Annotated in this window: 13 protein-coding genes and 1 pseudogene; 10 read left to right on the top strand and 4 right to left on the bottom strand. The window is 75.3% G+C overall.

The window, feature by feature from the left end:
• Positions 1-50 precede the first annotated feature (50 nt).
• Entirely contained in the window at positions 51-2,765 is a 2,715-nt protein-coding gene (locus tag ACFCY7_RS15450; protein WP_376485050.1) for an AAA family ATPase, read from the bottom strand.
• A 273-nt stretch (positions 2,766-3,038) separates the two neighbouring features.
• Between ACFCY7_RS15450 and ACFCY7_RS15445 the strand changes: the two genes are divergently transcribed.
• On the top strand, positions 3,039-3,635 hold the full coding sequence (locus ACFCY7_RS15445) for a DUF309 domain-containing protein (RefSeq protein ID WP_376485029.1): 597 nt from the start codon (positions 3,039-3,041) through the stop codon (positions 3,633-3,635).
• 99 nt (positions 3,636-3,734) lie between these two features.
• On the opposite strand, the gene ACFCY7_RS15440 is transcribed toward ACFCY7_RS15445, so the two are convergent.
• Both ACFCY7_RS15440 and ACFCY7_RS15435 read right to left on the bottom strand, forming a co-directional pair.
• Positions 3,735-4,109: a DUF488 domain-containing protein gene (locus ACFCY7_RS15440; RefSeq protein WP_376485026.1), complete on the bottom strand. Its 375-nt coding sequence runs from the start codon at positions 4,107-4,109 to the stop codon at positions 3,735-3,737.
• A gap of 29 nt (positions 4,110-4,138) precedes the next feature.
• Positions 4,139-4,741: a TetR/AcrR family transcriptional regulator C-terminal ligand-binding domain-containing protein gene (locus ACFCY7_RS15435; RefSeq protein ID WP_376485023.1), complete on the bottom strand. Its 603-nt coding sequence runs from the start codon at positions 4,739-4,741 to the stop codon at positions 4,139-4,141.
• 150 nt (positions 4,742-4,891) lie between these two features.
• Between ACFCY7_RS15435 and ACFCY7_RS15430 the strand changes: the two genes are divergently transcribed.
• The 7 genes and pseudogenes from ACFCY7_RS15430 to ACFCY7_RS15400 all read left to right on the top strand — a co-directional run bounded on the left by ACFCY7_RS15430 (position 4,892) and on the right by ACFCY7_RS15400 (position 16,147).
• Positions 4,892-5,716 carry a phosphatase PAP2 family protein gene (locus ACFCY7_RS15430; protein WP_376485021.1) on the top strand — a complete coding sequence of 275 codons (825 nt, stop codon included), beginning with the start codon at positions 4,892-4,894 and terminating at the stop codon, positions 5,714-5,716.
• Positions 5,713-6,702: pseudogene (locus ACFCY7_RS15425) on the top strand (DMT family transporter); the annotation flags it as partial. The gene ACFCY7_RS15430 and the pseudogene ACFCY7_RS15425, both read left to right, overlap by 4 nt.
• A gap of 607 nt (positions 6,703-7,309) precedes the next feature.
• On the top strand, positions 7,310-8,335 hold the full coding sequence (locus tag ACFCY7_RS15420; protein WP_376485018.1) for an SPFH domain-containing protein: 1,026 nt from the start codon (positions 7,310-7,312) through the stop codon (positions 8,333-8,335).
• On the top strand, positions 8,332-9,231 hold the full coding sequence (locus tag ACFCY7_RS15415; protein WP_376485016.1) for a hypothetical protein: 900 nt from the start codon (positions 8,332-8,334) through the stop codon (positions 9,229-9,231). The genes ACFCY7_RS15420 and ACFCY7_RS15415 overlap by 4 nt, the downstream gene beginning before the upstream one ends.
• Positions 9,232-9,781: 550 nt before the next feature.
• Positions 9,782-10,648, top strand: a complete 867-nt coding sequence (locus ACFCY7_RS15410) for a GNAT family N-acetyltransferase (RefSeq protein WP_376485014.1) — start codon at positions 9,782-9,784, stop codon at positions 10,646-10,648.
• 594 nt (positions 10,649-11,242) lie between these two features.
• Positions 11,243-13,042 carry a S8 family serine peptidase gene (locus ACFCY7_RS15405; RefSeq protein WP_376485012.1) on the top strand — a complete coding sequence of 600 codons (1,800 nt, stop codon included), beginning with the start codon at positions 11,243-11,245 and terminating at the stop codon, positions 13,040-13,042.
• 225 nt (positions 13,043-13,267) lie between these two features.
• Positions 13,268-16,147 carry an AAA family ATPase gene (locus ACFCY7_RS15400; RefSeq protein ID WP_376485009.1) on the top strand — a complete coding sequence of 960 codons (2,880 nt, stop codon included), beginning with the start codon at positions 13,268-13,270 and terminating at the stop codon, positions 16,145-16,147.
• A gap of 123 nt (positions 16,148-16,270) precedes the next feature.
• Here the strand turns inward: ACFCY7_RS15400 and ACFCY7_RS15395 are convergent, their stop codons facing one another.
• Complete coding sequence (locus ACFCY7_RS15395; protein WP_376485006.1) at positions 16,271-17,077, bottom strand: caspase family protein; 807 nt, start codon at positions 17,075-17,077, stop codon at positions 16,271-16,273.
• A gap of 106 nt (positions 17,078-17,183) precedes the next feature.
• Between ACFCY7_RS15395 and ACFCY7_RS15390 the strand changes: the two genes are divergently transcribed.
• Positions 17,184-18,086 (top strand): DNA/RNA non-specific endonuclease, encoded by a 903-nt coding sequence (locus ACFCY7_RS15390; protein WP_376485005.1) that lies wholly within the window; start codon positions 17,184-17,186, stop codon positions 18,084-18,086.
• Positions 18,087-18,329: 243 nt separating this feature from the next.
• Entirely contained in the window at positions 18,330-23,564 is a 5,235-nt protein-coding gene (locus ACFCY7_RS15385; RefSeq protein WP_376485002.1) for a trypsin-like peptidase domain-containing protein, read from the top strand.
• Positions 23,565-23,568 lie beyond the last annotated feature (4 nt).

Here is a 23,568-nt window from a genome sequence, read left to right as displayed (position 1 = left end):
TGCAGGGAAAACATTACCTCACTCCGGGGGGTGGGATGACGCACGGGTAGTCACGGGCTCGGCGGCGCGGGATCGGCGCCGCAGGTGGCGGCGAGGGCGGTCGCGTGGGCGAGGGCGTCGGGGGAACCGGTGGCGCGGGCGAGGTCGAGGCGGGCGCGGGCTTCCTCGTAGCGGGAGGGGGAGTCCGTGAGGTGGGCGACGGCCTGGGTGAGGAGGCGGACGGACTCCGGCGGGTCGGCGAAGAGGGCGAGGCAGCGGAGTGCTTCGCCGAGGGCGGTGGGGGTGCCGAGGCGTTCCGCGTGGGCGTGGGACTCGGCGGCGATGCGGGCGGCGCGGTCCGGGTCGGTGGGGGCGACGGCGCGGGCGAGGTCGAAGGGCCAGGGCGCCCAGACGACGTGGTGCCGGCCGCGGACGGTGAGGGCCTCGGCGGCCGCTTCGAGGGTGTCGACGGCCTCCTCGCGACGGCCCTCGGCCAGGAGCAGCCTGCCGAGCACGCTGGGGCCGTCCGGGAGCACGATCGCGCCGGGCCAGGGCGGCCCGAAGGCGTAGCGGTCGGCGACGGCCCGCGCCTCGGCCGTGCGGCCGCGGGCGAGGAGCGTGTCGACGAGCAGGCAGGCGGTGTCCCAGTGGACGGGGAGCCCGCCGCCCACGCGGTCGGCCAGCCGGAGCCCCTCCTCCAAGTGCCGCTGGGCTCGCACCAGCTGGCCCCGGCGCCGGTGGACCAGCCCCAGGAGCGTGTGGGCGAAGGCCAGGTGGGCGCCGCTCCAGCCCGAGATCTCGAAGGCGCGGACGGCCTCGGTGAAGAGGGCCTCACCGCGGTCGGGCCGATCCGCGAAGACGTACGCGATGCCCGTGAGCGCCGGGATCTCGAAGCCCCAGGTCACGTCGGTCCAGCCCAGCCCCCTGGCCGGCACGCCGTCGACGAGCGCGCGGTCGCAGAGCCGTACCACCTCGGCGGCGGGCTCGCCCCGGAGCATCGCGTCGAAGCCCCGCACGCCGATCAGCGCCCGCTCGGAGTTGTCGGCGCCGGTGAATCCCGCCGTGAGCTCCGCGAGGCGGCCCGAGCGGCCCGGACCGTCCTCCTCCGCGGCCTGGAACCCCTCGAACATGAAGTGTGCGGCCTGCAGCCGCCGTCGCCCGGTGCCGGGCGGGGTCCGGAGCGCCTCGGCGGCGACCGCCCGCGCGGCGTCCTGGAGCTGGTTGTTGTGGGCGAGGGCCTGGGCGAGCCGGTAGGTGGCGTCGATCCGGAGCGCGTCGTCGAGGCCCGGCAGGTCCAGCGCGGACCGCAGGTGCCGGACGGTGGCCGCCGGCGACGTCAGCAGCGACGCGCAGCCGAGCTCGTACAGCACCCTCGCGTACGTCTCCGGGCGCGGCGGCTCCGTGAGCGCCCGCTCCAGGCAGCGGCGCGCGGCGTCGGGCGCTCCGACGGCGAGGTGCTCGGCGGCCGCCGCCCGCAGTCGGCCGACGACCTCCTCGTCCTCGTCGGGATGCACCTCCAGGAGGTGCCGGGAGACGGCGGCGGGCCCGTGCCCCGCCCCTTCGAGCGCCCACGCGGCGCGCCCGTGCAGCGCCGTCCGCACGGCCGTCGGCACCGAGCCGTACACGGCGGTCGCGATGAGGGGGTGCGCGAACTCCAGCGGGGTTTCGGGCGCGCCCCCGACGGGGGTGAGCGGCGACGGACCGGCGGGTCCGCTGCCCTCCGCCGACGGCGACGCGGGGGATGCGGGCGACGTGGGTGACGGAGTGATGATCCTCGCTCGGCGGAGGAGGGCCGTGTCCTCGGCGACCTCCGCCGGCTTCATGCCGGTGAGGGCCGTGAGGAGGTGCGGTGTGCTGTCCGTGCCGAGGACGGCTATCGCCCAGGCGAGGCGGGTCGGGCCGGTGCCGAGTTCTTCGAGGCGGGCGACGAGGCCGCCGCCACGGGCGCCCGCGCCGAGGTCGCGGAGGAGTGCGGCGGAGCCGGCGACGGGTTCGAGCATCCGGTCGCGGGCCTTGGCGAGGAGTTCGACCGTCTCGTACGGGTTGCCGGAGGTCACGGTCCAGAGCTCGCGGCAGAACGGTTCGTCCGCGTGACCGCCGAGCATGTCGCGGGCGAGCGCGGCGGTGGCCCCCAGTGTGAGGGCGTGCAGGCCGAAGGTCAGGACCGCGCGGTCGGCGAGTGCCGCGAGCGTCGCCGCCGCGCCGGGCCGGTCGGGGTTCTGCGCGGGCGGACGGTGGGCGAGGACGACGAGCACGGGAAGCCGCCGGTCCTGTCCGTCGCGGGTGAAGGCGTCGAGCCAGGCCAGGGACTCGGCGTCGGCCCACTGCGCGTCGTCCACGAGCAGCAGCAGCGGCCGGTCCCGCAGCCGTTCGGCGAGGCGGCCGACGAGCCCGGCCAGGCCGTCCCGCACACCCTGCGGGTCCGCGGGGGCCGCCGACGGCGAGAGCGGCGCGGCGATGCCGAGCGCGGGCGCCAGGAGGTCGTGGTGGTCGCCGAACAGGCCGCGCACGTCCTCCGGCCCGAAGCCGTCGAGGGCCGGCTGGAGCAGTTGCCGGGTGAGGTGGAAGGGGACCGAGACGAGGGTCTCGCCGCCCCGGGCGGTCAGCACCGTGCAGCGGTCCCGGGCGATGCGGTGGATCGCGGCGAGGAGTGTCGTCTTCCCGATGCCCGGCTCGCCCCGGAAGACGAGTATGCCGCCGCGCCCGGGACCGCCCGCCGCCGCTCCGGCGACGAGCGCGTCGACGGCGTGCGCCGCCGCGGTGAGTTCCGGGTCGCGCTCCAGCAGCCCGTCCGGCTCCGGCCCTGCGGGGTGCGGCGCGACGAGGTCCAGTCCGGCGGGACGCGGCACGCGCCGCTCCGACCGGGCGGGGTGCGGCACGGCGATGTCCGTGAACGGCCTTGCGGACGGCGGCTGTTCGGCTTCCGACGGCACCGGCGACTCACTCCCCCACACGAACTTGCGGCCTGGTGCGGCCCGCGCGTGACCTCCGCGGACCAGGCCTGGTACTGGACCGTCGAGCCTAGCGTCCCTGATCGCCGCAGGGGCGACAATGGGCGGGTGAACCGGACAGCGAATGAGGGCGGCAGGGATCGCGACGCGGAGGGCAGGGCCCGGAGCGGGCGCCCCCGCGACGGGCTCGGGCGGCCCCTGCCGTACGGCGCGGAGGGCGTGCCGCGACAGCCCGAGGGGGTCGTGCGGGCACCGGCCGAGACCTTGAGCGAGGCGCAGCGGCTGCTGGACGCGGGGATGCCGTTCCACGCCCACGAGGTCTTCGAGGACGCCTGGAAGTCGGGCCCGGAGGCGGAACGCGACCTGTGGCAGGGCCTCGCACAGCTCGCCGTGGGCCTGACGCACGCCGCCCGCGGGAACACGGCGGGCGGTGCCCGGCTGCTGCGCCGGGGCGCCGACCGTCTCGTGGACGCGGCCCCGGCGGCCGCCGCGTACGGGATCGACGCCGACGGACTCGTCACGTGGGGTCGGGATCTGGCCGAGCGCACGGAGGCGGGTGGCGCGGCGGACGCGGGTCGCGCGAGTGGCGCGGCGGACGCGGATGGCGCGGCGGGCGCGGGGGAGGCCGAATCCGCCGCGGGCGGGCGGTCCGTGGGCGTCGACCCCGTCGCCGAGGCGCCCCGCCTGCGCCGGGGCGTCGCCTGAGCGCACGTACGGCCGCGGAGGGCGCCGGGGAGGGCCCCGGGAGGGTTCGCAGGTGTCCGGTGGGTGGCGCCGAGCCGGGCAGGGCTTTCCGGAGGGGACCTACGGGCCGGGGTGTTCGAGTTCTCGCCGGAGCACGGAGGTGTGGCTGAGGGCGGGGTCCTTGGTGGCCGTGAGGAGGGTGACGGTCTCGCGGGCGGCGATCTCCCTGAGGCGGTCGAGGGCGGTGGCGGCGTCGGGGGCGGCGAGTTCGGCCTCGTAGCGGCGGCAGAACTCCTCGTACGCGCCGTCGGGGCCGTGGTACCAGTGGCGGAGCTCGGTGGAGGGGGTGAGCGCCTTGGGCCATTCGTCGATGTGGGCGTCGGTCTTGCGGAGCCCGCGCGGCCAGAGGCGGTCGACGAGGACGCGTACGCCGTCGTCGGGTGACGGCGTGTCGTAGATGCGGCGGACGCGGACGGTGGGGGTGCTTGCGGCCATGGTGCCAGGGTGCCGGACCGCGCGCGGGCTCAGCCGGCGACGCGCAGTGCCGGAAGGAGGACGGCGTCGACGAAGGTCCGCATGGTGGAGACGTCGGGGAAGCGGTCCTCGAAGACCCGCTCGACGCGGAGCATGCCCATGAAACAGGGCGCGACGAAGGCGATGGCCGGGTTGTCGGCGGCGACCTCGCCGCGTTCGACGGCACGGGCCACGACGGCGTCGATGGCGGCGACCTCGGGGGCGATGACGGTCTCGCGGAGCGCCGCCCGCAGGTCGGGGTGCTGAACGAAGGCCTGGGTGACGGCCTCCATGAGCTCGGCGTCGCGCTCGCGGTGGGAGGCGGCGATGCGGGCGGCCTCGCGGAGGTCCTCGGCGAGGCTGCCGGTGTCGATGCCGGCGAAGACGGTGCAGCGCCGCTGAGCGAGCGCGGCGGTGACGAGCCGCGGTTTCGTGCCCCACTGCCGGTAGAGGGTGGCCTTGCCGCACTTGGTGCGGGCGGCGACGCCCTCCATGGTCACCGAGTCGTAGCCGCCCTCGCGGAGGAGGCAGAGGACGGCGTCGTACAGCTCGGTCTCGCGCTCCGGCGTGATCTTGCTGCGACGGGCGGCGGCGCTCGCGGCCTGAGTGGACATCGATCCCTCCTGGACACCTCTGTCTCTGCACATACGAGAGTAGGGGGTGCACAATCGAGACGCAAACGTATCGAGACGCTTGCGTCTCGATGAAATCGGATCTAGGCTCACTGCGTTTGTTGCCGATTTGACGGATTAGAGGGCCGCACGATGGCTGCCGGGTTGAGCGGGATACGAGGACCACGTCCTGCAGGACGGGGGACGACACCCACCCCCGGCCCGGCCAGGCCCCCGCTGCTGCGGGAGCTCCTGCTCGTCACCGCGCTCTTCCTCGTCTACAAGTTCGGCCGGCTCTTCGCCAACGGCCACGAGGCCCGCGCCTTCCGGAACGCCGACCGCGTCTGGGACGCCGAGCGCGCGATCCACCTGCCGGGCGAGGAAACGATCCAGCAGCTGCTGCTGCACGGCGAACCGCTGATCAAGGCCGCCAACACGTACTACGCGGCCGTGCACTTCCCGGCCACCATCGCCTTCCTCGCCTGGCTGTACTGGCGCCGCCCCGCCCACTACGTGTGGTCGCGCCGCGTCCTCGCGCTCGTCACCGGCGCGGCGCTCGCCCTCCACCTCCTGATGCCGCTCGCCCCGCCCCGGATGCTCGCCGCGACCGGGCTCGTCGACACCGCCCGGATCTACGGCCCCTCCGTCTACGGCGCGACGCCCGAGACCGACTCGATGGCGAACCAGTTCGCCGCCATGCCGTCGCTGCACTTCGGCTGGGCGCTGATGGTCGCGATCGGCCTCATCGCCGCCACCCGGTCCCGCTGGCGCGGCCTGTGGCTGCTGCACCCGCTGCTCACCCTGCTCGTCATCGTCGGCACCGCCAACCACTACTGGTTCGACGCGCTCGCCGCCGCCGTACTCCTCGGCCTCGCGCTCCTCGCCGTCCGCGCCCCCGGCCGCAGCCGCACCGCACCCCCGCCGCCGGTGGGCCGCGCACTCGGCGCGACCGCCCTCCCCGCCGGAGCCCTCCGATGAGCCCCGCCGCCGGCACCGTGCTCGCGGTGCTCCTCTCCCTCGTCTCCGCCGCCGGGTACGCGCTCGCCGCCGTCGCCCAGTCCCGGCTCGCCGCCGCCTCCCCCGCCGCCGACGACGGGCGCGGCGCGCTGCGCGCCCTGCTCGCCCGCGGCCAGTGGTGGGCGGCCGTCGGCCTCAACGCCGCAGGCGCGCTCGCCCACGTCGCCGCCCTCCACTACGGGCCCCTCACCCTGGTCCAGCCGCTCGGCGCGCTCACCCTCGTCGCGGCGCTGCCGCTGGGCGCGCACCTCGCGCACCGGCGGGTCACCAGGACCGAGTGGCGCGGGGCCCTGTGGACCCTCGGCGGACTCGTCGGCCTGGTCGCCGTGACCGGCCCGACGGCGCCCGGCGAGGCGCTCAGCCTGCGGGAGTCCCTGGCCGTCGCGGCGGCGACCGCGCTCCTGATAGCCACCCTCGCCTCGGGCCGGCTCACCGGACGCGGCGCGTCCGCCACCGGCGGCCGGACCGGGCGCGGCCTCGGCCACGCCACGGCCTCCGGGATCGCCTCGGGCGTCGCCTCCGCCCTCACCCAGACCCTCACCGCCGCGCTCGCGCTCGAACTCCCCGGCGACGAGCCCGTCTGGTGGCAGACCGCCCTGCTCGCCGTCCTCATCTCGGCCTTCGCCACGGGCGGCCTCCTCCTCTCCCAGGCCGCCTACCGCGGCGGCCTCGCCGCCCCCCTGGCCGTCGTCAACCTCTCCAACCCGGCCGCGGCCGCCGTCATCGGCGTGGCCCTCCTCGGCGAGACCTTCCGGGCCGGCGCCTGGGGCTGGCTCGTCGCGGCCACCGCCTCCCTCGTCGCGGCGCGGGGCGTGGTGCTGCTGTCGAAGGGCGGGGCGGTGGAGGCGGGCGCGGCAGCGGAAGCCGTCGGGAACGCGGGCGCGGGAGCGGTCCTGGGGACGGGCGCGTCGGCGGCCACCGCGGCGGCCCCGCCGGTGGGTCGGCCGGTGGATCGGCCGGTGGGCCGTCCGGTAGGTCGGCCGGTGGATCGGCCGGTGGGGACGGCCGAGCCCGCCGGGGCGCTCACGGCCGTGGCGTCGGCTGGGCCTGCCGGAGCGGTCGCGTCTGTGGCGGTGGTCGGGCAGGCGGGCGCGGCCACGCCTCTTGCGCCGACTGGGCAGGCGGACGCACTCACGCCTGCCGTACGGACCGGGCAGGCAGGCGCACTCGCGCCTCTTCTGCCGACCGGGCAGGCGGGACCTCCCGCGATCGCTGCGGTGAACGGGCAGGCGGCACCCGCGACCGCTGCGACGGCCGGGCCTGCGGGAGTGCCCGCACCCCTGGCCGCGGCAAGCCCCGACACGGTGGGCACACGCGCGCACGTGCCTCCGTTCGGGTCCGCGGCCACGCCCGCGCCCGCCCCCGGGCCCGACCCCGAGCCCGTCGTGATCCCCGCGCCGATGCCACCCGTGCCGTCGCACATGGCGTGCCCCTGAGCGGGGGCGCCCAGGGGGGGGCTTGCGGCAGGCGTCGGCGGACGACAGCCCTCCCCTTTCGTCATCTTGACGACAACTGGCGGGACCCCTATCGTCATGGTGACGACAAGGGGGTTCCATGGCCGACATCACCCGGCGGGCCGGCTGGCGCCATCTGCGCTCCGCGCCCACCGCGCACATCCGCCACCAGCGCAGGGGCAAGCTCGTCCACGACGGCGAGGGGCTGAGCTTCTGGTTCCGGCCGCTCACCGCGGCGCTCTCCGAGGTGCCGGTGAACGACCGGGAACTCGCGATGGCGTTCCACGCCCGGACCGCCGACTTCCAGGACGTGAGCGTGCAGTCCACCGTCACGTACCGGATCGGGGACCCCGGAACGGCGGCCGCCCGCCTCGACTTCTCGATCGACCCCGACACGGGCGCGTGGCGGGGCACACCGCTGGAGCAGATCGCCACGCTGCTGACCGAGACGGCGCAGCAGCACGCGCTGGACGTCCTGGCGCGTACCGCGCTGGCGGCGGCGCTCGTCGACGGCGTGGCGGCGGTACGGGACCGGATCACGGCCGGACTCGCGGCCGAGCCGCGCCTGCCCGCCACCGGGATCGAGGTCGTCGCGGTCCGAGTGGTGGCGATCCGCCCCGAGCCCGAGGTCGAGCGCGCGCTGCGCACCCCGGCCCGCGAGCAGATCCAGCAGGAGGCCGACCGGGCCACCTACGAGCGCCGCGCCGTCGCCGTCGAGCGCGAACGCGCCATCGCCGAGAACGAGCTCGCCAGCAAGATCGAGCTCGCCCGGCAGGAGGAGCGGCTCGTCGAGCAGCGCGGCACCAACGCGCGGCGCGAGGCCGAGGAGAACGCGGCCGCCGACGCCGTACGGGCCGAGGCCGAAGCCGTACGGAAGGTCAGGCTCGCCCGCGCCGAGGCGGAGGCGGCCCGGGAGGTCGGCGAGGCGCGCGCCGGAGCGCAGTCCGCGTGGCTGCGGGCGCACGGCGAGGTGACACCCGCCACCCTGCACGCCCTGGCCGTGCACCGGGCCGCCGAGAACCTCCCCCGGATCGAGCACCTGACCCTCTCCCCCGACGTGCTGACCGGCCTGCTCGCCAAGCTGGGCGAGGGCGGGACCGGGACCGGAGCCGGGGCCCGGTCGTGAGCCTCGCGCCGCGTGCCGTCCTCGTGCACCGGACCACGGAGTACGAGGAGCTGCTCGCCCGGCACGGCACCCACGGCCAGGCCGCGTTCTTCCTCTCCGCGCGCGGCCGCTCGGTCGAGGCGGTACGGGAACGGCACGAGCGCACCCGCCGGGCGCTCGCCGAGGTGGCGGGCGCGGTCCCGCTGACGTGGCGCCAGACCCGGGTGGAACGCGCCGATCTGGACCGCTTCCTGTTCGGGCCCGAGGACGTGGTCGTCGTGGTCGGCCAGGACGGTCTCGTCGCCAACGCGGCGAAGTACCTGACCGGGCAGCCCGTGGTGGGGATCGACGCCGATCCGGGGCGCAACCCGGGCGTCCTGGTGCGGCACCGCGCGGCGCAGGCGCGGCGGCTGCTGCCGTACGCGGTGGGGGCCGGCGCGGCCGTCGACGAGCTGACGATGGTCGAGGCCGTCACCGACGATGCGCAACGGCTCCTCGCCCTCAACGAGATCTACGTCGGCCCGCCCGGCCACCAGACCGCCCGCTACACGCTCGGCCTCGACGGCACGGACGTCCCGCCGGAGCCCCAGGCCTCGTCGGGCGTGCTCGTCGGCACCGGCACCGGGGCCACCGGCTGGCTGCGGTCCCTGTGGGAGCAGCGCTCCAGCGCGCTCGCGCTGCCCGCGCCCTCGGACGCCCGGCTCGCCTGGTTCGTCCGCGAGGCCTGGCCCTCGCCCACCACCGGCACCACCCGCGTCGAAGGCCTCCTCACCCCCGGTCAGGGCCTCCGCCTCACCGTCGAGTCCGACCGCCTCGTCGCCTTCGGCGACGGCGTCGAATCCGACGCCCTCGACCTGACCTGGGGCCAGACCGTCCACCTCACCGTCGCCACCCCCCGCCTACGCCTGGTGGGCTGACCCCCGCGCGCCCCTCAACCAGCCCGGCAACCCCGGCCGACCTCACGCGGCCCCACCCGGCCGGACCACCGCTCACATGGCCCCATGCCCGGCGGGACACCCCTCTCCCACCCGCGCGGCCCCACGCCCGACCGGAGAGAACCCGCCACCCTCGGGCCCGCCGCCCCGCAGCCCCGCCGCCCCCGCATCGCCGCGCGCGGCCGGACGCACCCCGCCAACCCCACGCGGCCCCAGGCCCGGCCGGAGAGCGCCGGCGCCCTCGCGCCGCGCCTCACCCCCGTCCGAGCCCCGCCCCACCCCGTCCCGAGTCCCGCACCCGGCCCCCACCAACCCGCCCGAAGCCCCCGCACCCGCGCCCTACGCACCCGCCCGAAGCCCTGACTCCGAAGCCGCCCATCGGCCCGGCCGAAGCCCTGACTTCGAACCCGCCCACCGACCCGGCCGAAATCAGTCGGCGTGTGGTGGGGGTGCTTCGGGGCGGCGTTATGCTCGGCGCGCTTTGACCTGTTTGTGTGGGGTGGAATCCGCTCCCGGCCGTCGAAGGAATGCCATGACCTCCGCTTCATCCGGTTCGCTGTCCGTTGCTCCCGCCACGCTGCGGGACTGGGACCTCGTGCGTTCCTGGGCGGCCGAGGAGGGGTGGAATCCGGGCCTGTCGGACGCGGGGGCGTTCTTCGCGCAGGATGCGGGCGGGTTCTTCATGGGACGGGTGGACGGGGAGCCGGTGTCGGCCATTTCGGTGGTGAACTACGACGAGGCGTACGCGTTCCTGGGGTTCTATCTGGTGCGGCCCGAATTCCGGGGCCTCGGGCACGGTCTGACCACTTGGCGGACCGCGCTGGCGCACGCCGGGGGGCGGTCGGTCGGTCTGGACGGGGTGCCGGCGCAGCAGGACAACTACCGCCGCTCGGGGTTCGCGACGGCGTACCGCACGGCGCGGTACGTGGGCGAGGTCCCCGTGCCGGACGGCCCGGTGGGCGGGGTGGTGGCCGCCGAGCGGGTCGATGCGGCCGCGCTGGCCGCGTACGACGCGGGCTGCCACCACGCCGACCGCCCGCGCTTCCTGTCCGCCTGGCTGACCACTCCGGGCCACCGGGCCCTCGTGAGGGTCGTCGACGGCCGCCCGACCGGGTACGGGGTGATCCGTCCGGCGGAGGACGAGGCGAGGGTGGGGCCGTTGTTCGCGGACAGCCCGGCCGATGCGGCGGCCCTGCTCGACGCGCTCGCCGCCGCCGCGCGGGACTTCGGCTCCGACCGGCTCGCGGTGGACATGCCGGAGGCGAACCCGGCGGCCGCCCGCATCGCGCTGGAGCGCGGCCTGGAGCCGACCTTCGAGACGGCCCGGATGTACACGGGCCCGGTCCGCCCGGTGGCGCACGAGCGCGTCTTCGGAGTGACCAGTCTCGAACTGGGCTGACGCCGCCGAGGCGGGGGCGCGTCACCGACAGTGTGCGCCCATCTCGTCGTAATTCCGGGTGACTTACCGCGCATCACGACAACTCGCTACGAATAGGCGCAATCCGCCTTATCCGGTCACGACTCGCCGCGGCCGACCGCGGCGCCTCGGGCCGCCGTCACGGATCGCCGCGGTGCGGCCAAGTCGTCGGCGGGGCCGCCGGAAAGGCCCGCGCCCTCCGCGCCGCACGGGCCCCGGGCCTTGCCCCGCCGGGCCGGGGCGCGTCTCCCCTCGCCGCACCCCCGCAGCCCTGTGAGGGGTGACAAGGGTTTTCCCCGTATCGGGTTCACCCCCCCGTTCCCTACTGTCCTCCGCACCGGCAGATATCATCCCCCCAGCGCACCCTGACAGGTGCATGCGGAGGGTGATGTCCGCCGGTGACGGCCTTGACCCGGGCCGTCGCGCCGGTGGCGGCGCACGGGCCCCCCAAGCCCAGGGAACCTCGGACGCGACCCCACTTCGCCCCGTGTGACCCGCGCCGCCGCCACTGCTCCGCAGTTACGTCGTACTCGAAAGGGCCACACCTTGAACGGTTCCAGGCGGAGAGTCATATCCGTGGTCGCGAGCGCCGCGATCCTCGGCGCCGCTGCCACGACCGGGGCGATCGCCGCCGCCCCGGGCGCTGCCACCCCGAAGCCGGCTCCGGCTTCGCAGACGATGCGGGCGCTTCCCAGCGCCCCCGTCGAGAAGGTCATCGTGACCTACAAGAGCCAGGCCGCCGAGGCCGGCTCCAACACCGCCGCGAAGAGCGACACGGCCGAGAAGGCCGCGAAGACGGGCGAGAAGCTCTCCTTCGAGCGCCGCCTCGCCGGCGGTGGCGCCCTGGTCGACCTGGGCGACAGCGCCACCAAGCAGGACGTGACCGAGGTCATGGACGCGTTCCGCGCCGACCCGTCCGTCGCGTCGGTCGAGCCCGACATCCGCGCGTACGCCATGGCCGTCACCCCGGACGACACCGACTACGCCAAGCAGTGGGACCTCTTCGAGCCCACCGGCGGCATGAACGTTCCCGCGGCCTGGGACAAGACGACCGGCACCGGCGTCACCGTCGCCGTCATCGACACCGGCTACGCCGCCCACTCGGACGTGGCGGGCAACATCGTCGCCGGCTACGACTTCATCTCGACCTCCGCCGACGCCCGCGACGGCAACGGCCGCGACGCGGACCCGAAGGACGAGGGCGACTGGAACGCCACCGCCGGCGAGTGCGGCACCGGTTCCACCGCCTCCAACTCCTCCTGGCACGGCACCCACGTGGCTGGCACCATCGGCGCCGTCACGAACAACACCAAGGGCATCGCGGGCATCGCGTACAACGCGAAGATCCAGCCCGTGCGGGTGCTCGGCAAGTGCGGCGGCTCGTCCTCCGACATCGCCGACGCCATCACCTGGGCCTCCGGCGGCACCGTGCCGGGCGTCCCGGCCAACGCGAACCCGGCGAAGGTCATCAACCTGAGCCTGGGCGGCGCCAGCTCCACCTGCCCGAGCGTCTACCAGACCGCCATCAACGGCGCCGTCTCGCGCGGTACCACCGTCGTCGTCGCCGCGGGCAACAGCAACGCGAACGCCTCCGGCTTCACTCCCGCGAACTGCTCGGGCGTCATCACCGTGGCGTCGACCAGCCGCGAGGGCAACCGGTCGTACTACTCCAACTACGGCACCATCGTGGACGTGTCCGCGCCCGGCGGCGAGACCCGCCGCTCCACCGACACGCCCGGTACCGTCACCACCCCCGAGAACGGCATCTACTCCACGCTGAACTCGGGTCTGACGACCCAGTCGACCGAGAACTACAAGCCCTACCAGGGCACCTCGATGGCGGCGCCGCACATCGCCGGCCTGGCCGCGCTCCTGAAGTCGGCCAAGAGCACCCTCACGCCGGCCGAGATCGAGTCCGCGATCAAGACCAACGCCCGTCCGCTGCCCGGCACCTGCACCGGCGGCTGCGGCACCGGCATCGCCGACACCGCGAAGTCCGTGGACGCGGTCCTCGGCACCACCCCGCCGAGCGGCAACGTGTTCACCAACGCGACCGACGTGACGATCGCCGACAACACCACCGTGTCGTCCTCGATCGCCGTCACCGGCCGCACCGGCAACGCGCCCGCCACCCTCAAGGTCGGCGTGGACATCAAGCACACCTGGCGCGGGGACCTGGTCATCGACCTGGTCGCCCCCGACGGCACGGTGCGCAACCTGAAGGCGTCCTCCTCCTCGGACAGCGCCGACAACGTCCTGACCACGTACACGGTCGACGCGTCGAGCGAGGTCGCCAACGGCACCTGGAAGCTTCAGGTGAAGGATGTGGCCTCGGGTGACACCGGCTACATCGACTCATGGAGCCTCACCTTCTGATCCACCGGTGACACCCCACTGAACCACCCCCCACATCAGCATCCTTGCTGGTCAGCGACGCGCTCGTGGTCTACACCACGGGCGCGTCCTGGCGTGTGGGAGGCAGCTGCCGAGCAGGCCTCCTGTCCGTATGTCGGACAGGAGGCCTGGACTCCTCCGGTGTGCTCCGTATCCTCTGCCCACGGGGCTCATGGGCCGGGACCCGAGGGCCGGAGGTGGTGGACAGTGACGACAGCACCGCACCGCGCTGCCCCGGTGGGCCGCGAGGAGCTCCTCGCCCGCATCGAACGCGCCCTGCACGCACGGGGCCGCGCCCTGCTCACCGGACCCGCCGGCGTCGGCAAGACCGAACTCGCCCTGGCCGAGGCGGCCCGCGCCGAGGCGCGCGGCGAGACCGTGCTGTGGCTGGCGCCGCTGCCGTCCGACCGGGACATACCCGGCGCCGCCGCGGCCGCGCTCGTCGCCTCCGCCGCCGCGACGGTCGCCTCCCCGGCGCCCGGACCCGCGGCACCGGAACCCGGGATCCTCACCTCCGGCGTCTTCGACGAACTGCCCGGCCCCCAGCGCACCGCCGTCGCCATGCTCTGCCGCGAGGCGCCGATCGACGCCGGCGGCTGGGACCCGATCGCACTGCGCCTCGGCATCGCCCGCATCCTGCGCGCCCTGACCGGCCGCGGCCCCGTCCTGCTGGTCGTCGACGGGGTGCAGCACGTCGACGCGGACAGCGCGGACCTGCTGCGGTTCGCCCTCCACCTGGCCCCGCCCGCCCTGCGGGTAGTAGCCGTGGAGACCCCGGAACCGTACGGCGAGGTCCACGAGCCCTACCGCGAGCCGCACCGCCCGGAGGACCCGCACGCCACCCACCTGTGGGTGCCGTCCGAGGCGGACGTGCTGCTCGTCCCGCCGCTGGCCGCCGACGAGATCGCCGAACTCCTCATCCACCACCGGCTGCCCTCCCGGATGGCCGGCCGCATCCACCGGGCGAGCGGCGGCAATCCGCGCCTCGCGCTCGCCGTGGGGCGGTCCCTCGCCGACGCCAGGACCCCGCTGCACCACGCGGAGGCGCTGACGCTCTCCGGCAGGGCCCGCGACCTCGCCCGCCAGCTCCTGGGCGCCGCGCCCGCCGCCGTACGGGAGACGCTGCTGCTCGCCGCGCTGGCCCTGCGCCCCTCGGCGACCCTGGTCCGCCGGGCCGGGCGGCCCAACGCGGAGGCGGACCTCGCGGCGGCCGAGCGGGCCGGACTGGTGTCGCTCGCCGAGGACGGGTCGGTGACGTTCACCGCCGGGCTGCTGCCCTCCACCCTGGTGCACGACGCCTGCTGGGCGGAGCGGAGCGCCGGGCACGCGGCCCTCGCGGAGGTCGTGGACGACCCCGTGGAGGCCGTACGCCACCGGGCGCTGGCCACCGACTCCCCGGACGAGGAGCTCGCCGCCGAGGTCGCGGCCGCCGCCGATCTGGCCCGGCGGCGCGGGAACAGCGCGCTCGCCGCCGAACTCGCCCTGCTCGCCGCCGAGTCGACGCCCGGCAGGCACGGCGGGCAGCGGCTCGCCCGGCTCGTCGACGCCGCCGAGGAGGCCGCGCGCGCGGCCCGTGCCGACCTCGCCATGCGGGCCGCCACCGATCTGCTCGCCCGGGACGCGGTGCCCTCCGACCGGGTGCGGGCGCGGCTCGCCGTGCTCGACACGGCGGGCCAGGGGCTGACCGGGCTCGACGAGATGTACGTCCACGCCATGGAGGACTCCGAGGGGAACACCGCGCTGCGGGCCGCCGTACAGCTGCGGCTCGCCGTCAAGTACGTCCTGGCGGACGGCGATCCGGAGCGGTCCCGGGCGGCGGCGGTCGAATCGGCCGCGCTGGCCGCGTCGATGGGCGACCCGCGCACGGCGGCGCAGGCGCTGACCGTCCAGGCGCGGATGGAGCGGGCCCTCGGCTCCCCGGACGCGGAGGCCGTGCTCGCCCAGGCCCGTGCCCTGGAGCTGGCCGAGCGCCCGCTGGGGATCCGCAACGCCGCACAGATCCTGACGATCCGCCACGCCCTGTTCGACGGGCGGCTCGTGGAGGCCCGCGACGAACTCGGCGCGCTGCTGCCGCTGGTGCAGCGGCGCGGATCCGTCGAGGACGCCATCGAGCTGCTCTCCACGCTCGCCGAGATCGAGTCGCGGATCGGGCCGTGCGGCGCGGCCCTCGCGCACGCCGGGCAGTCGCTCGCGCTCACCCTGGAGGCGGGCCTCTCCCCCGGTCCCGCCTGGTACGCGCTGGCGCTCGCGGAGACGGCGGGCGGCAGTTTCGCGCGGGCCGCGAGCTATGCGCGCCGCAGCGTGCAGGCCTCCGAGGAGGAGGGCGACCGGGTCTTCCTCTCCCGCAGCCGGTACGCGCTCGGCCGGGTCCAGCTGATCAACGGGGACGTGGCCGCCGCCCTGGAGACGCTGCGGCGGGTGCAGGCAGACGAGCGCGCCCAGTCGACCGTGGACCCGTCGATGCTGCGCTGGCACGAGGAGCTGGCCGAGGCGCTGCTCGCCCAGGACGCGGCCGACGAGGCGCTGGCGCTCCTCGCGGAGGTGCGGCCGGTGGCGGAGCGGCTCGGGCGGTCGACGGTGCTACTCGGCTGCGACCGGGCGTACGCCCTGTGGCTCGCGGCGGAGGGGCGGACGGACGAGGCGGCGGACCTGCTCACCCGTACGGCCGACAGCTTCGGGCGGGCGCGGCTGCCGCTGGAGCGGGGGCGGGCGCTGATCGCGCTGGCCCGCGTGGAGCGACGCCGGCGGCGGCGGTCGGCGGCGCAGAGCGCCCTGCACGCGGCGGCGGCGGTGTTCGAGCGGGCCGGGGCGGCTCCGTGGCTGGCGCTGGCGGGCGAGACGCCGGCGGTCGGGGCGGGCGACGGGCCCGGGTCGGCTTCCGGGGCGGAGGAGGCGCTGCCGGCGCTGTCCTCGCTGACGGAGGGTGAGCTGCGGCTCGCGCGGCTCGTGTGCCAGGGCGCCAGCAACCAGGAGGCGGCGGCGAAGCTGTACCTGAGCGTGAAGACGGTCGAGGCGCGGCTGACCCGGATCTACCAGAAGCTCGACGTCCGCTCCCGCGCGCAGCTGGCGACGGCGCTCCGGCCGTGAGGGGGCGGCCTCCGACGGCTCCCCGGCCCTGAGGAGACGCGGCTTCCCACGCCGCCCCGGCCCGGACCGGCTCGTGGCCGGACCGGAGCGTGGTCGGACCGGAGCGTGGTGGGCGGACCGCCGTCAGATGGAGAACGGCCGCTGGTCGAGGAACGCCTCGTCGGGCGAGCCGGTCAGGTAGAGGTTCGGGCGCTGGCTCCGGGGCAGTTTCTTCTGGACCGCCGCGTGGAACTCGCGGTAGCCGCCCTGGAAGGCGCCGTCGTCCCAGGTCTTGAGCACGGCGGCGGTGAAGGCCCCGTTGACGTCGCCGTCGGAGGCGACCTGGTCGTCCTGGCAGGCCGAGACGAGGAGGGCGTCGGGGCCCCGGCCGGCGGCCGCGGACTTCGCGAGCGAGTCGCGCAGCTCCGTGAGGAACTCGCGGTCGCGGTCGTAGAGCTGCCGCTGCTGCGGCTCGGGCATGTACCGGCCGCGGATGTCCTCGTCCGTGCCGCCGGGCACCTCGATGCTGCTGCCGCTGTGGCAGCAGTCGAAGAGGGCGACGATGCGCACGTCGTCCGCGAAGGCTCGGAAGGCCTGCTGGACCTCGTCGTCGAGGAACTGGCGGTCGTACAGGACGAGGGTCTCGTCGAGCGAGTCCGGCTCGTCGTCCGTGCCGGACTCGTCGGGGACCTGGCCACCGTGTCCGGAGTAGCTGAAGAACAGGATGTCACCCGGCACAAGCCGGGCGGCCGCCTCGCCCAGCACGGCCGTGACGTTGGCGACCGTCCCTTCGGGCGTGAGCAGCGTGGTGGTCTCGAATCCGCCGGCCCGTGCGAGCCGAGCCATGTCGTGGGCGTCGTTCTCGCAGGCGACCAGCGTCCCTTCCCATCCCTCGTACCGGGCCGGGTCGACGCTGTTCAGTCCGACGTGCACGGAGAGTCCGGTGGCCATGGGGTGCCTCCAGGTGAGATGCGGAGGAGATGCCGAGGAGCGTCTGTTCGGGTGGCCCTGCGCCCCGACGCCGACCGCGACCCTCTCCACGCGGTACTTCCATCCTATGAACCCTTCCGAACCCCCGCTCCCTCCGTCCGGTTCCGTCGCCCGGGGCGACGGCGTCGGCCGGTCCGCCCTCGCCGACCGCACCGGCTACGACGCGGCCTTCCTCGGCCCCGACGTCCCGCTGCCCGTCCCGGCGCGGGACGGGGTCGCGACGGTGATCCTGCCGTACACGCACTTCACCGTGGTGTTCCGCCCCGACCGACGGCTCGCGGCCTCGACGGCCGTGTGCATCGAGGGGCGCGAGCTCCTGGAGGACGTTCCCCGGGACGACGTCTGGGAGTTCGACCCCCGGCTGCCCGAGGAGCACCAGGCGGGCAACGACGTCTACCGGAACAACAGTCTCGACCGCGGCCACCTGGTCCGCCGGCTCGACCCGGTCTGGGGCTCTACGGCCGTCGCCCATCGGGCCAACACCGACACCTTCCACTACACCAACGCCGCCCCGCAGGCCGACGTCTTCAACCAGGGGAAACAGCTCTGGCAGGGGCTGGAGAACTACCTCCTCGACCACGCCGCCGAGTACGACCGGAAGCTGACGGTCCTCACCGGCCCGGTGCTCCAGGACTCCGACCCGCCGTACCGGGGTATCCAGGTGCCGCTGCGGTTCTGGAAGGTGGCCGCCTTCCTGCAGGACGGAGCGCTGGCCGCCGCCGCGTACGTCCTGGACCAGAGCCCCGACCTGAGCCGGGACGCCGATCGGGCCCTGGCGGGCGCGAAGGCCGGGTCGCCGCCGCCGCTCGGCCCCTTCCGCACGTACCAGGTGCCGGTCTCCGACGTCGCGGAGATCACCGAGCTGGAGTTCGGGCCGCTGCCGGACGTGGACGTGCTGCCGCCGGCGCGCGGTCCCGAGGAGCGGTGGCGACGTCTGGAGACGTACGACGACATCGTGCTGCACGCCTGACCCCGCCCCGGTGTCCCGCCCCCCGGTGAGCAGCGATTGCGGGGGGTTCGGGGCGGTGGAACGATGGAAGGGATCACCTCCGGCGCCGGAGCGACCGGCGCTGCGCGAAGAGCGCCGGGTAGGTGCGGTATGCCGCTCACGGAGACGGAGTGGGGGCTTGTCGCCAGTTGGGTGCGGGATCATCTCCTCGACACCGCTGAGCCTCGGGAGCGACTGCTGCGCGCGGGGTTGCCGGCGGATTTCGTGGAGGATCTGGCGCTGACGCCGGATGCGGACCGGAACGCGGTGCTGGTGGTGGGGGCGGCGCGGCGGGACATCGCGCATCAGCGGAGGCTGCTGGCCGTGCTGGCGGGGCTGGACGCGCTGGGGGCCATCGATGATCCGCATGCGTTCGAGCAGGGTGCGGAGGCCCGTAGTCTGCTCACGCGGTTGCGGGAGGACGAGCGGTTGCGGCGGTCACCGCGGGACCCGTTCGAGAGCCTGCTCCTGAAGCACGGCACCGAGGTGTTCCTGGACCGGAGCGAACTGCGGGAGAAGCTGCGGGGCTTCCTGGCCGATCCGGAGCAGACGGTGCTGGTCGTCGACGGGCCGCCGGACAGCGGGCGGTCGTACACGTACGAGCTGATCCGGCACCTCGGCCAGCACTGCGGTTTCCGTCCGGTGCGGGTGACGCTGTCCCGTACGTCGACGGCGGCGCGCCTGATGGAGCGGCTTTCGGCGTTCGTGTCGGGCCCGGGGGCCGACGAGGTGCTGTTGAACCCCACACGGTTGAACGATCCACTGCCGTGCTTCGAGGACGCCGCCCACCGGATCGTCGCGCGGGCGGCGGCGGCCGAGGACCGGTTCTGGCTGGTGCTCGACGACTGCGACAGGCTCGACCCGCAGTCGGACGTGTGGGACTGCATCGGCGTCCTGGCCCGGGCCGTGTACGAGCACACCCCGGTGCGGGCCGAGACCGTGCCGCGCCTCGTGCTGCTGGGCTACGCGACGACGATGCGCCAACTCCCGTACGAGATACGCAAGAACGAGTGCCGGGACACCACGCGCCTGGTGGACGAGGGCGATCTCCGGTCCTTCTTCCGCGCGTTCTTCGCCGACACGCTCGCCCCGGGGCAGGAGGCGACCGCCGGCGAGCTGACGGAGACGGCCGTCGGCGAGGTGCTCCGGGCCGTCGAGGCACCCGCGAACGGCGACAGCTACATGCGCCGGGTGTGCACGGCCGTGGAGGACGTCGTACGGCTCCGCCGGGCCCTGCCCCCGACCCCGGCGCCGGAGCCCGGGGAGGCCGGACCGCTGCTCCGTGACGCGCTGCGCACCGGTCTCGCCGCGCCCGCCACCGCACTGCCCGACCTGCGCAGGTCGTACCGCGAGGCGGCCTGCCTGCTCCAGGAGTTCGACCCGGCGCTGCTGCGCCTGCCGGGCGAGGAGCGGGCCACCGGGCGGGCGGTCCTCGAACTCGTCGACGACTGCACCGGCCTGCCGTCGCCGGGGGGAGCACCGGCCACGGTGTGGACGCTCAAGCCCGAGGTCCGCGACGCGACGCTCGCGGGCCTCCCCGGACCGGACGCCGCCCTGCGCGCCCTCCGGGCCAACATCGCCCTGCGGCCCCGGGGCCCGGGGCCGGAGCGGGCCGCTCTCGGCCTCCTGACGGGTGGCGGCCTGCCGCTCGCCGCGGAGCGCCCGCCCCTCGACGGGCCGCCGCCGCCTCCGCTCCAGGACCCCGTGGAGGAGCTCTCCGACACCCTTCAGGCCGTTCTCTGGCTGAGCCGGGTCCCGGGCGTGAGCGGTCTGCCCGCCGTCGACGACGTGCAGCACCGGTTGGAGAAGGCCCGGCTGCTGCAGCCGATGCACCGGCTGATCCGGGGGACGTTCCACGGCCGGACCGCCGAACTCGACGCCCTGCACGCCTATCTGGCCCTGCCCGAGGAGCCGGCGGAGCCGCCCGTCCTGCTGTACGGCGTGGGTGGCATCGGCAAGAGCACGCTGCTCGCGAAGTTCCTCGTCGACGCGCTGGCCGCCTCACCGGACGGATTCCCCTTCGCCTACATCGACTTCGCCCGTCCGACGCTCTCCATCCACGAGCCGGCCACCGTGATCGCGGAGGCGGCCCGGCAGCTGGGCATCCAGCATCCCGCGCTCCGCGCCGAGTTCGACGCGCTCGCGGACGAGTGCGAGCGGACCGCGGCCGTGCAGCGCGGCGAACGCAACGAACTCGACGACCTGTACCAGCTGGCCGGGGCGCGCGCCACGATGGGCCGCGACTACTCCGCCGACTTCCACGCCCGGGCCAGCGCCCGTGAACAGGAACTCGCCCACCGGGCCGCCTCCCTGGTCGCCGAGGCCGTCCGGCCGGCCCCGGGCGAAACGGCCCCGCCGTTCCTCGTCGTCGTCGACTCCTTCGAGGAGGCCCAGTACCGGGGCTCCCCCGTCATGGCGCGCATGTGGGCGATCTGGACCGCGCTCCGCGCCGCCTACTCGCGCCTGCGGTTCATCGTCTCGGGGCGCGCGCCGATCGACCACCCGGCCCGGGTCCTCACCCCCCGCTCGATGGAGCTGACCGAGCTGGACCACCGGGCTTCGGTGGACCTCCTGATGTCGTCCGGGGTGGACGACGAGCCGCTCGCCGAGGACCTCGCGGACCGGATCGGCGGCCATCCGCTGAGCCTGCGCCTGGCGGCCCGTACGGCCGTCGCGCTCGGCACCGACTCCCCCTCGCTGGGCGAGCTGCTGCGCGGACTGCCGTCCCGGCGGCGGTACTTCGACCGCCAGGTCGACCAGATGCTCATCCAGGGAACGCTGTACGACCGCCTCCTCAAACACATCGCGGAGGACGACGTCCGGGCCCTCGTCCAGGCGGGCCTCGCGCTCCGGTTCATCACGCCCGACCTGGTGCGGGAGGTGCTGGCCGGCCCGGCGGGGCTCCGGGTGGACACCCCGGCGGAGGCGCGCCGGCTCTACGGGCTGCTGACGTCCCGGGTCGACCTGATGGAGTCGGCCGGACCGGAGGCCATCCGCCACCGGGCCGATCTGCGGGCCATCATGCTGCGGCTGTCGGACCGCGCGCGGACCGATCTGATGCGGGCCGTGGACCGCAGGGCCGTCGCGTACTACGCGGCCCGCGAGGGCGACAGGGCCCGCGCCGAGGAGATCTACCACCGGCTCCGGCTCGGCGAGAACCCCCGCACGGTCGAGGCGCGTTGGGAGCCCGGCGTCGCCCCCTACCTGGGCGGGTCGACGCACCGGGAGATGGCGCACCGCTCGGCCGCGTTCCTCCTCGGGCGGATCGGCGGCCACGTGCCCGACCAGATCATGACCGAGGCCGACCAGGAGGACTGGGAGCGGATCGCCGCGCGCGAGGTGGAGGACCTGCTCACCCAGGGGTACGTCGAGGCGGCGGCGCAGCGGCTGGCCGAGCGGCGGCCGTGGACGCCGTGCAGCAGGCTGCACGCACTGCTCGCCGAGACCCTCGCCCGCTCCGGCCGGTCGGCGGAGGCCCGTGCGGGCGCCGACCGGGCCGTGGACCGGGCGGAGGAGGCGGGCTGCGCGGAGACCCAGTTGGAGCTGCTCCAGCTGTCGGCGCGGCTCGCGCAGGACGCGGGCGAGTTCGCGGAGGCGGACCGCGACCTCCAGGAGGCGGAGGAGCTCGCGGCGGGCCTCGGGCTGCGGTACGAGTCCCTGGGCGTCCTCGTCGCCCGGTCCCGGCTCGCCGCGCTCGCCGACGTCGACGCCGCCCCGGCCGAGGAGCGGCTGGCCCGGACGCTGCGGGGCATGCCGGACGCGGACCTGGCCCGGCAGCCGTCGCTGGCCCGTACGGCGGCGGCCACGGCCTGCCGGGCCGACCCGCGGCTCCTGGAGCACACGCTGCGGCTGGTGGGGCTTCCGGCGGACGAGGAGGCCGTCATCACCGAGCTCGCCCACTGGATCGACACCACCCTGACCGACGAGCCGGTGCTGCGGGCGCCGCTGTCGCGCATCCTGGAGTCGGCGGCCGGCGAGGCCGACCCGGTCCCCGGTGCGGACCGCCCGGACCTCGCGCGGATCGAGCGGGACCTGCGGGAGGCGCGGCGGCGCGGCACCCTGGACGGCGTGGCGCGGCAGGTGCTGACCCTCCGGGACGGCAGTGGGGACCTGCTGCTCGGGGTCGCCTCCGCGATGGACTCGGGGCCGCACGGGTCGGCTCCGCACGGCCCGGCACCGGAGGGCGGCGGGTCGGCCGGTGCGAGGGCGGGCACCGTGACCGGCCCGCTTCCCCGGCACGGCGGTGCGGGCCTGTGGACGCGGCCGCCGCCGAACGCCGCCGGGGCGGCGCTGCGCAAGGTGCCGTTCCTGCCGCAGGAGGAGCTCGTCCGGATCCGCAACGCGGCCATGGAGGCGGGGCTCGCCGACCGTGCGCTGCGCCCCGCGCTGCTCAAGGGCATCCCGGGGTACTTCACGGCCACGCTCGAACCGCTCGACGACCCCCGGGAGCAGGCCCACGCGGACCTGAACGCGATGAACCAGGTCGAGCGGCTTCTCGACGGCCTGGTGCCGCTGGAGATCTGGCTGCACAACGCGATCGAGCACGTCCACGAGCAGGGTCCCCGGGCCGTCCTCCAGGGCGCGCTCGACGCCGTGGCCCGCGAGATCACCGGCGAGGCCGAGCTGCCCGCGGAGATGATGCCCGGGGAGATGAAGGAGGAGGTCGTCCTCCAGGACGACACCGTGCCGTACGAGTTCCTGCACGGCGGCATCCGGGCCGGCGCCTCCGTCGCGCTGCTGCGGATCCCGCCGTACGAGTCGGGGGCGCCGCTCCTCCCGTCGTATCCGCACGGCGGCACCGGGTGGATGCTGGCACCGGGGCTGCTGATCACCAACCACCACGTGGTGATGGCCCGTTCGTGGGAGGCGGGCGTGCGGCCCTACGTCAGCGACGAGGACCTGCGGCTCCAGGCGGTGATGTCGCGCTCCCGCTTCGACTTCGTCGAGAACGCGGCGGCCGCGCCCGAGGCGACGGCCGGGGAGCTCGCCGCATGGGACGCGGCGCTCGACTACGCCATCGTGCGGCTCGCGCCCGACCAGGAGCGGCGGCCGACGCTGAAGGTCGCGACCCGGCCGCTGCTGGTCCGGGAGCGGCAGCGCGTGCCGGTCAACATCATCCAGCACCCGGGGGGCCTGCCGAAGCGGGTCGCGCTGCGCAACAACCTGGTCTACCGGGCGGACGAGCACGACATCCTGTACTTCACCGACACGCGGGGCGGCTCCTCCGGTTCCCCGGTCTGCCTCGACGACTGGACGGTCGTGGGACTGCACCGCGGGACGCGGAAGGTCGACGAGGTCGAGTTCCAGGGCGGGAAGACCCGGTTCGTGAACATCGGTACGCAGATGAGCAGCATCCTGGCCCATCTGCGTGAGTTCCGGCCTGAGTTGTACGAGGAGGTCATGGCGGCCCAGTCGGGGCGGCCGGTCCCCTCCGAGCAGACGAACGGGAAGCCGAGGTGAGGGA

Source organism: Streptomyces sp. NPDC056361, assembly GCF_042262805.1.
Classification (GTDB): Bacteria; Actinomycetota; Actinomycetes; order Streptomycetales; family Streptomycetaceae; genus Streptomyces.
The sequence above is the reverse complement of the archived record's forward strand: the minus strand, read 5'-3'. Positions and strand labels throughout refer to the sequence as shown.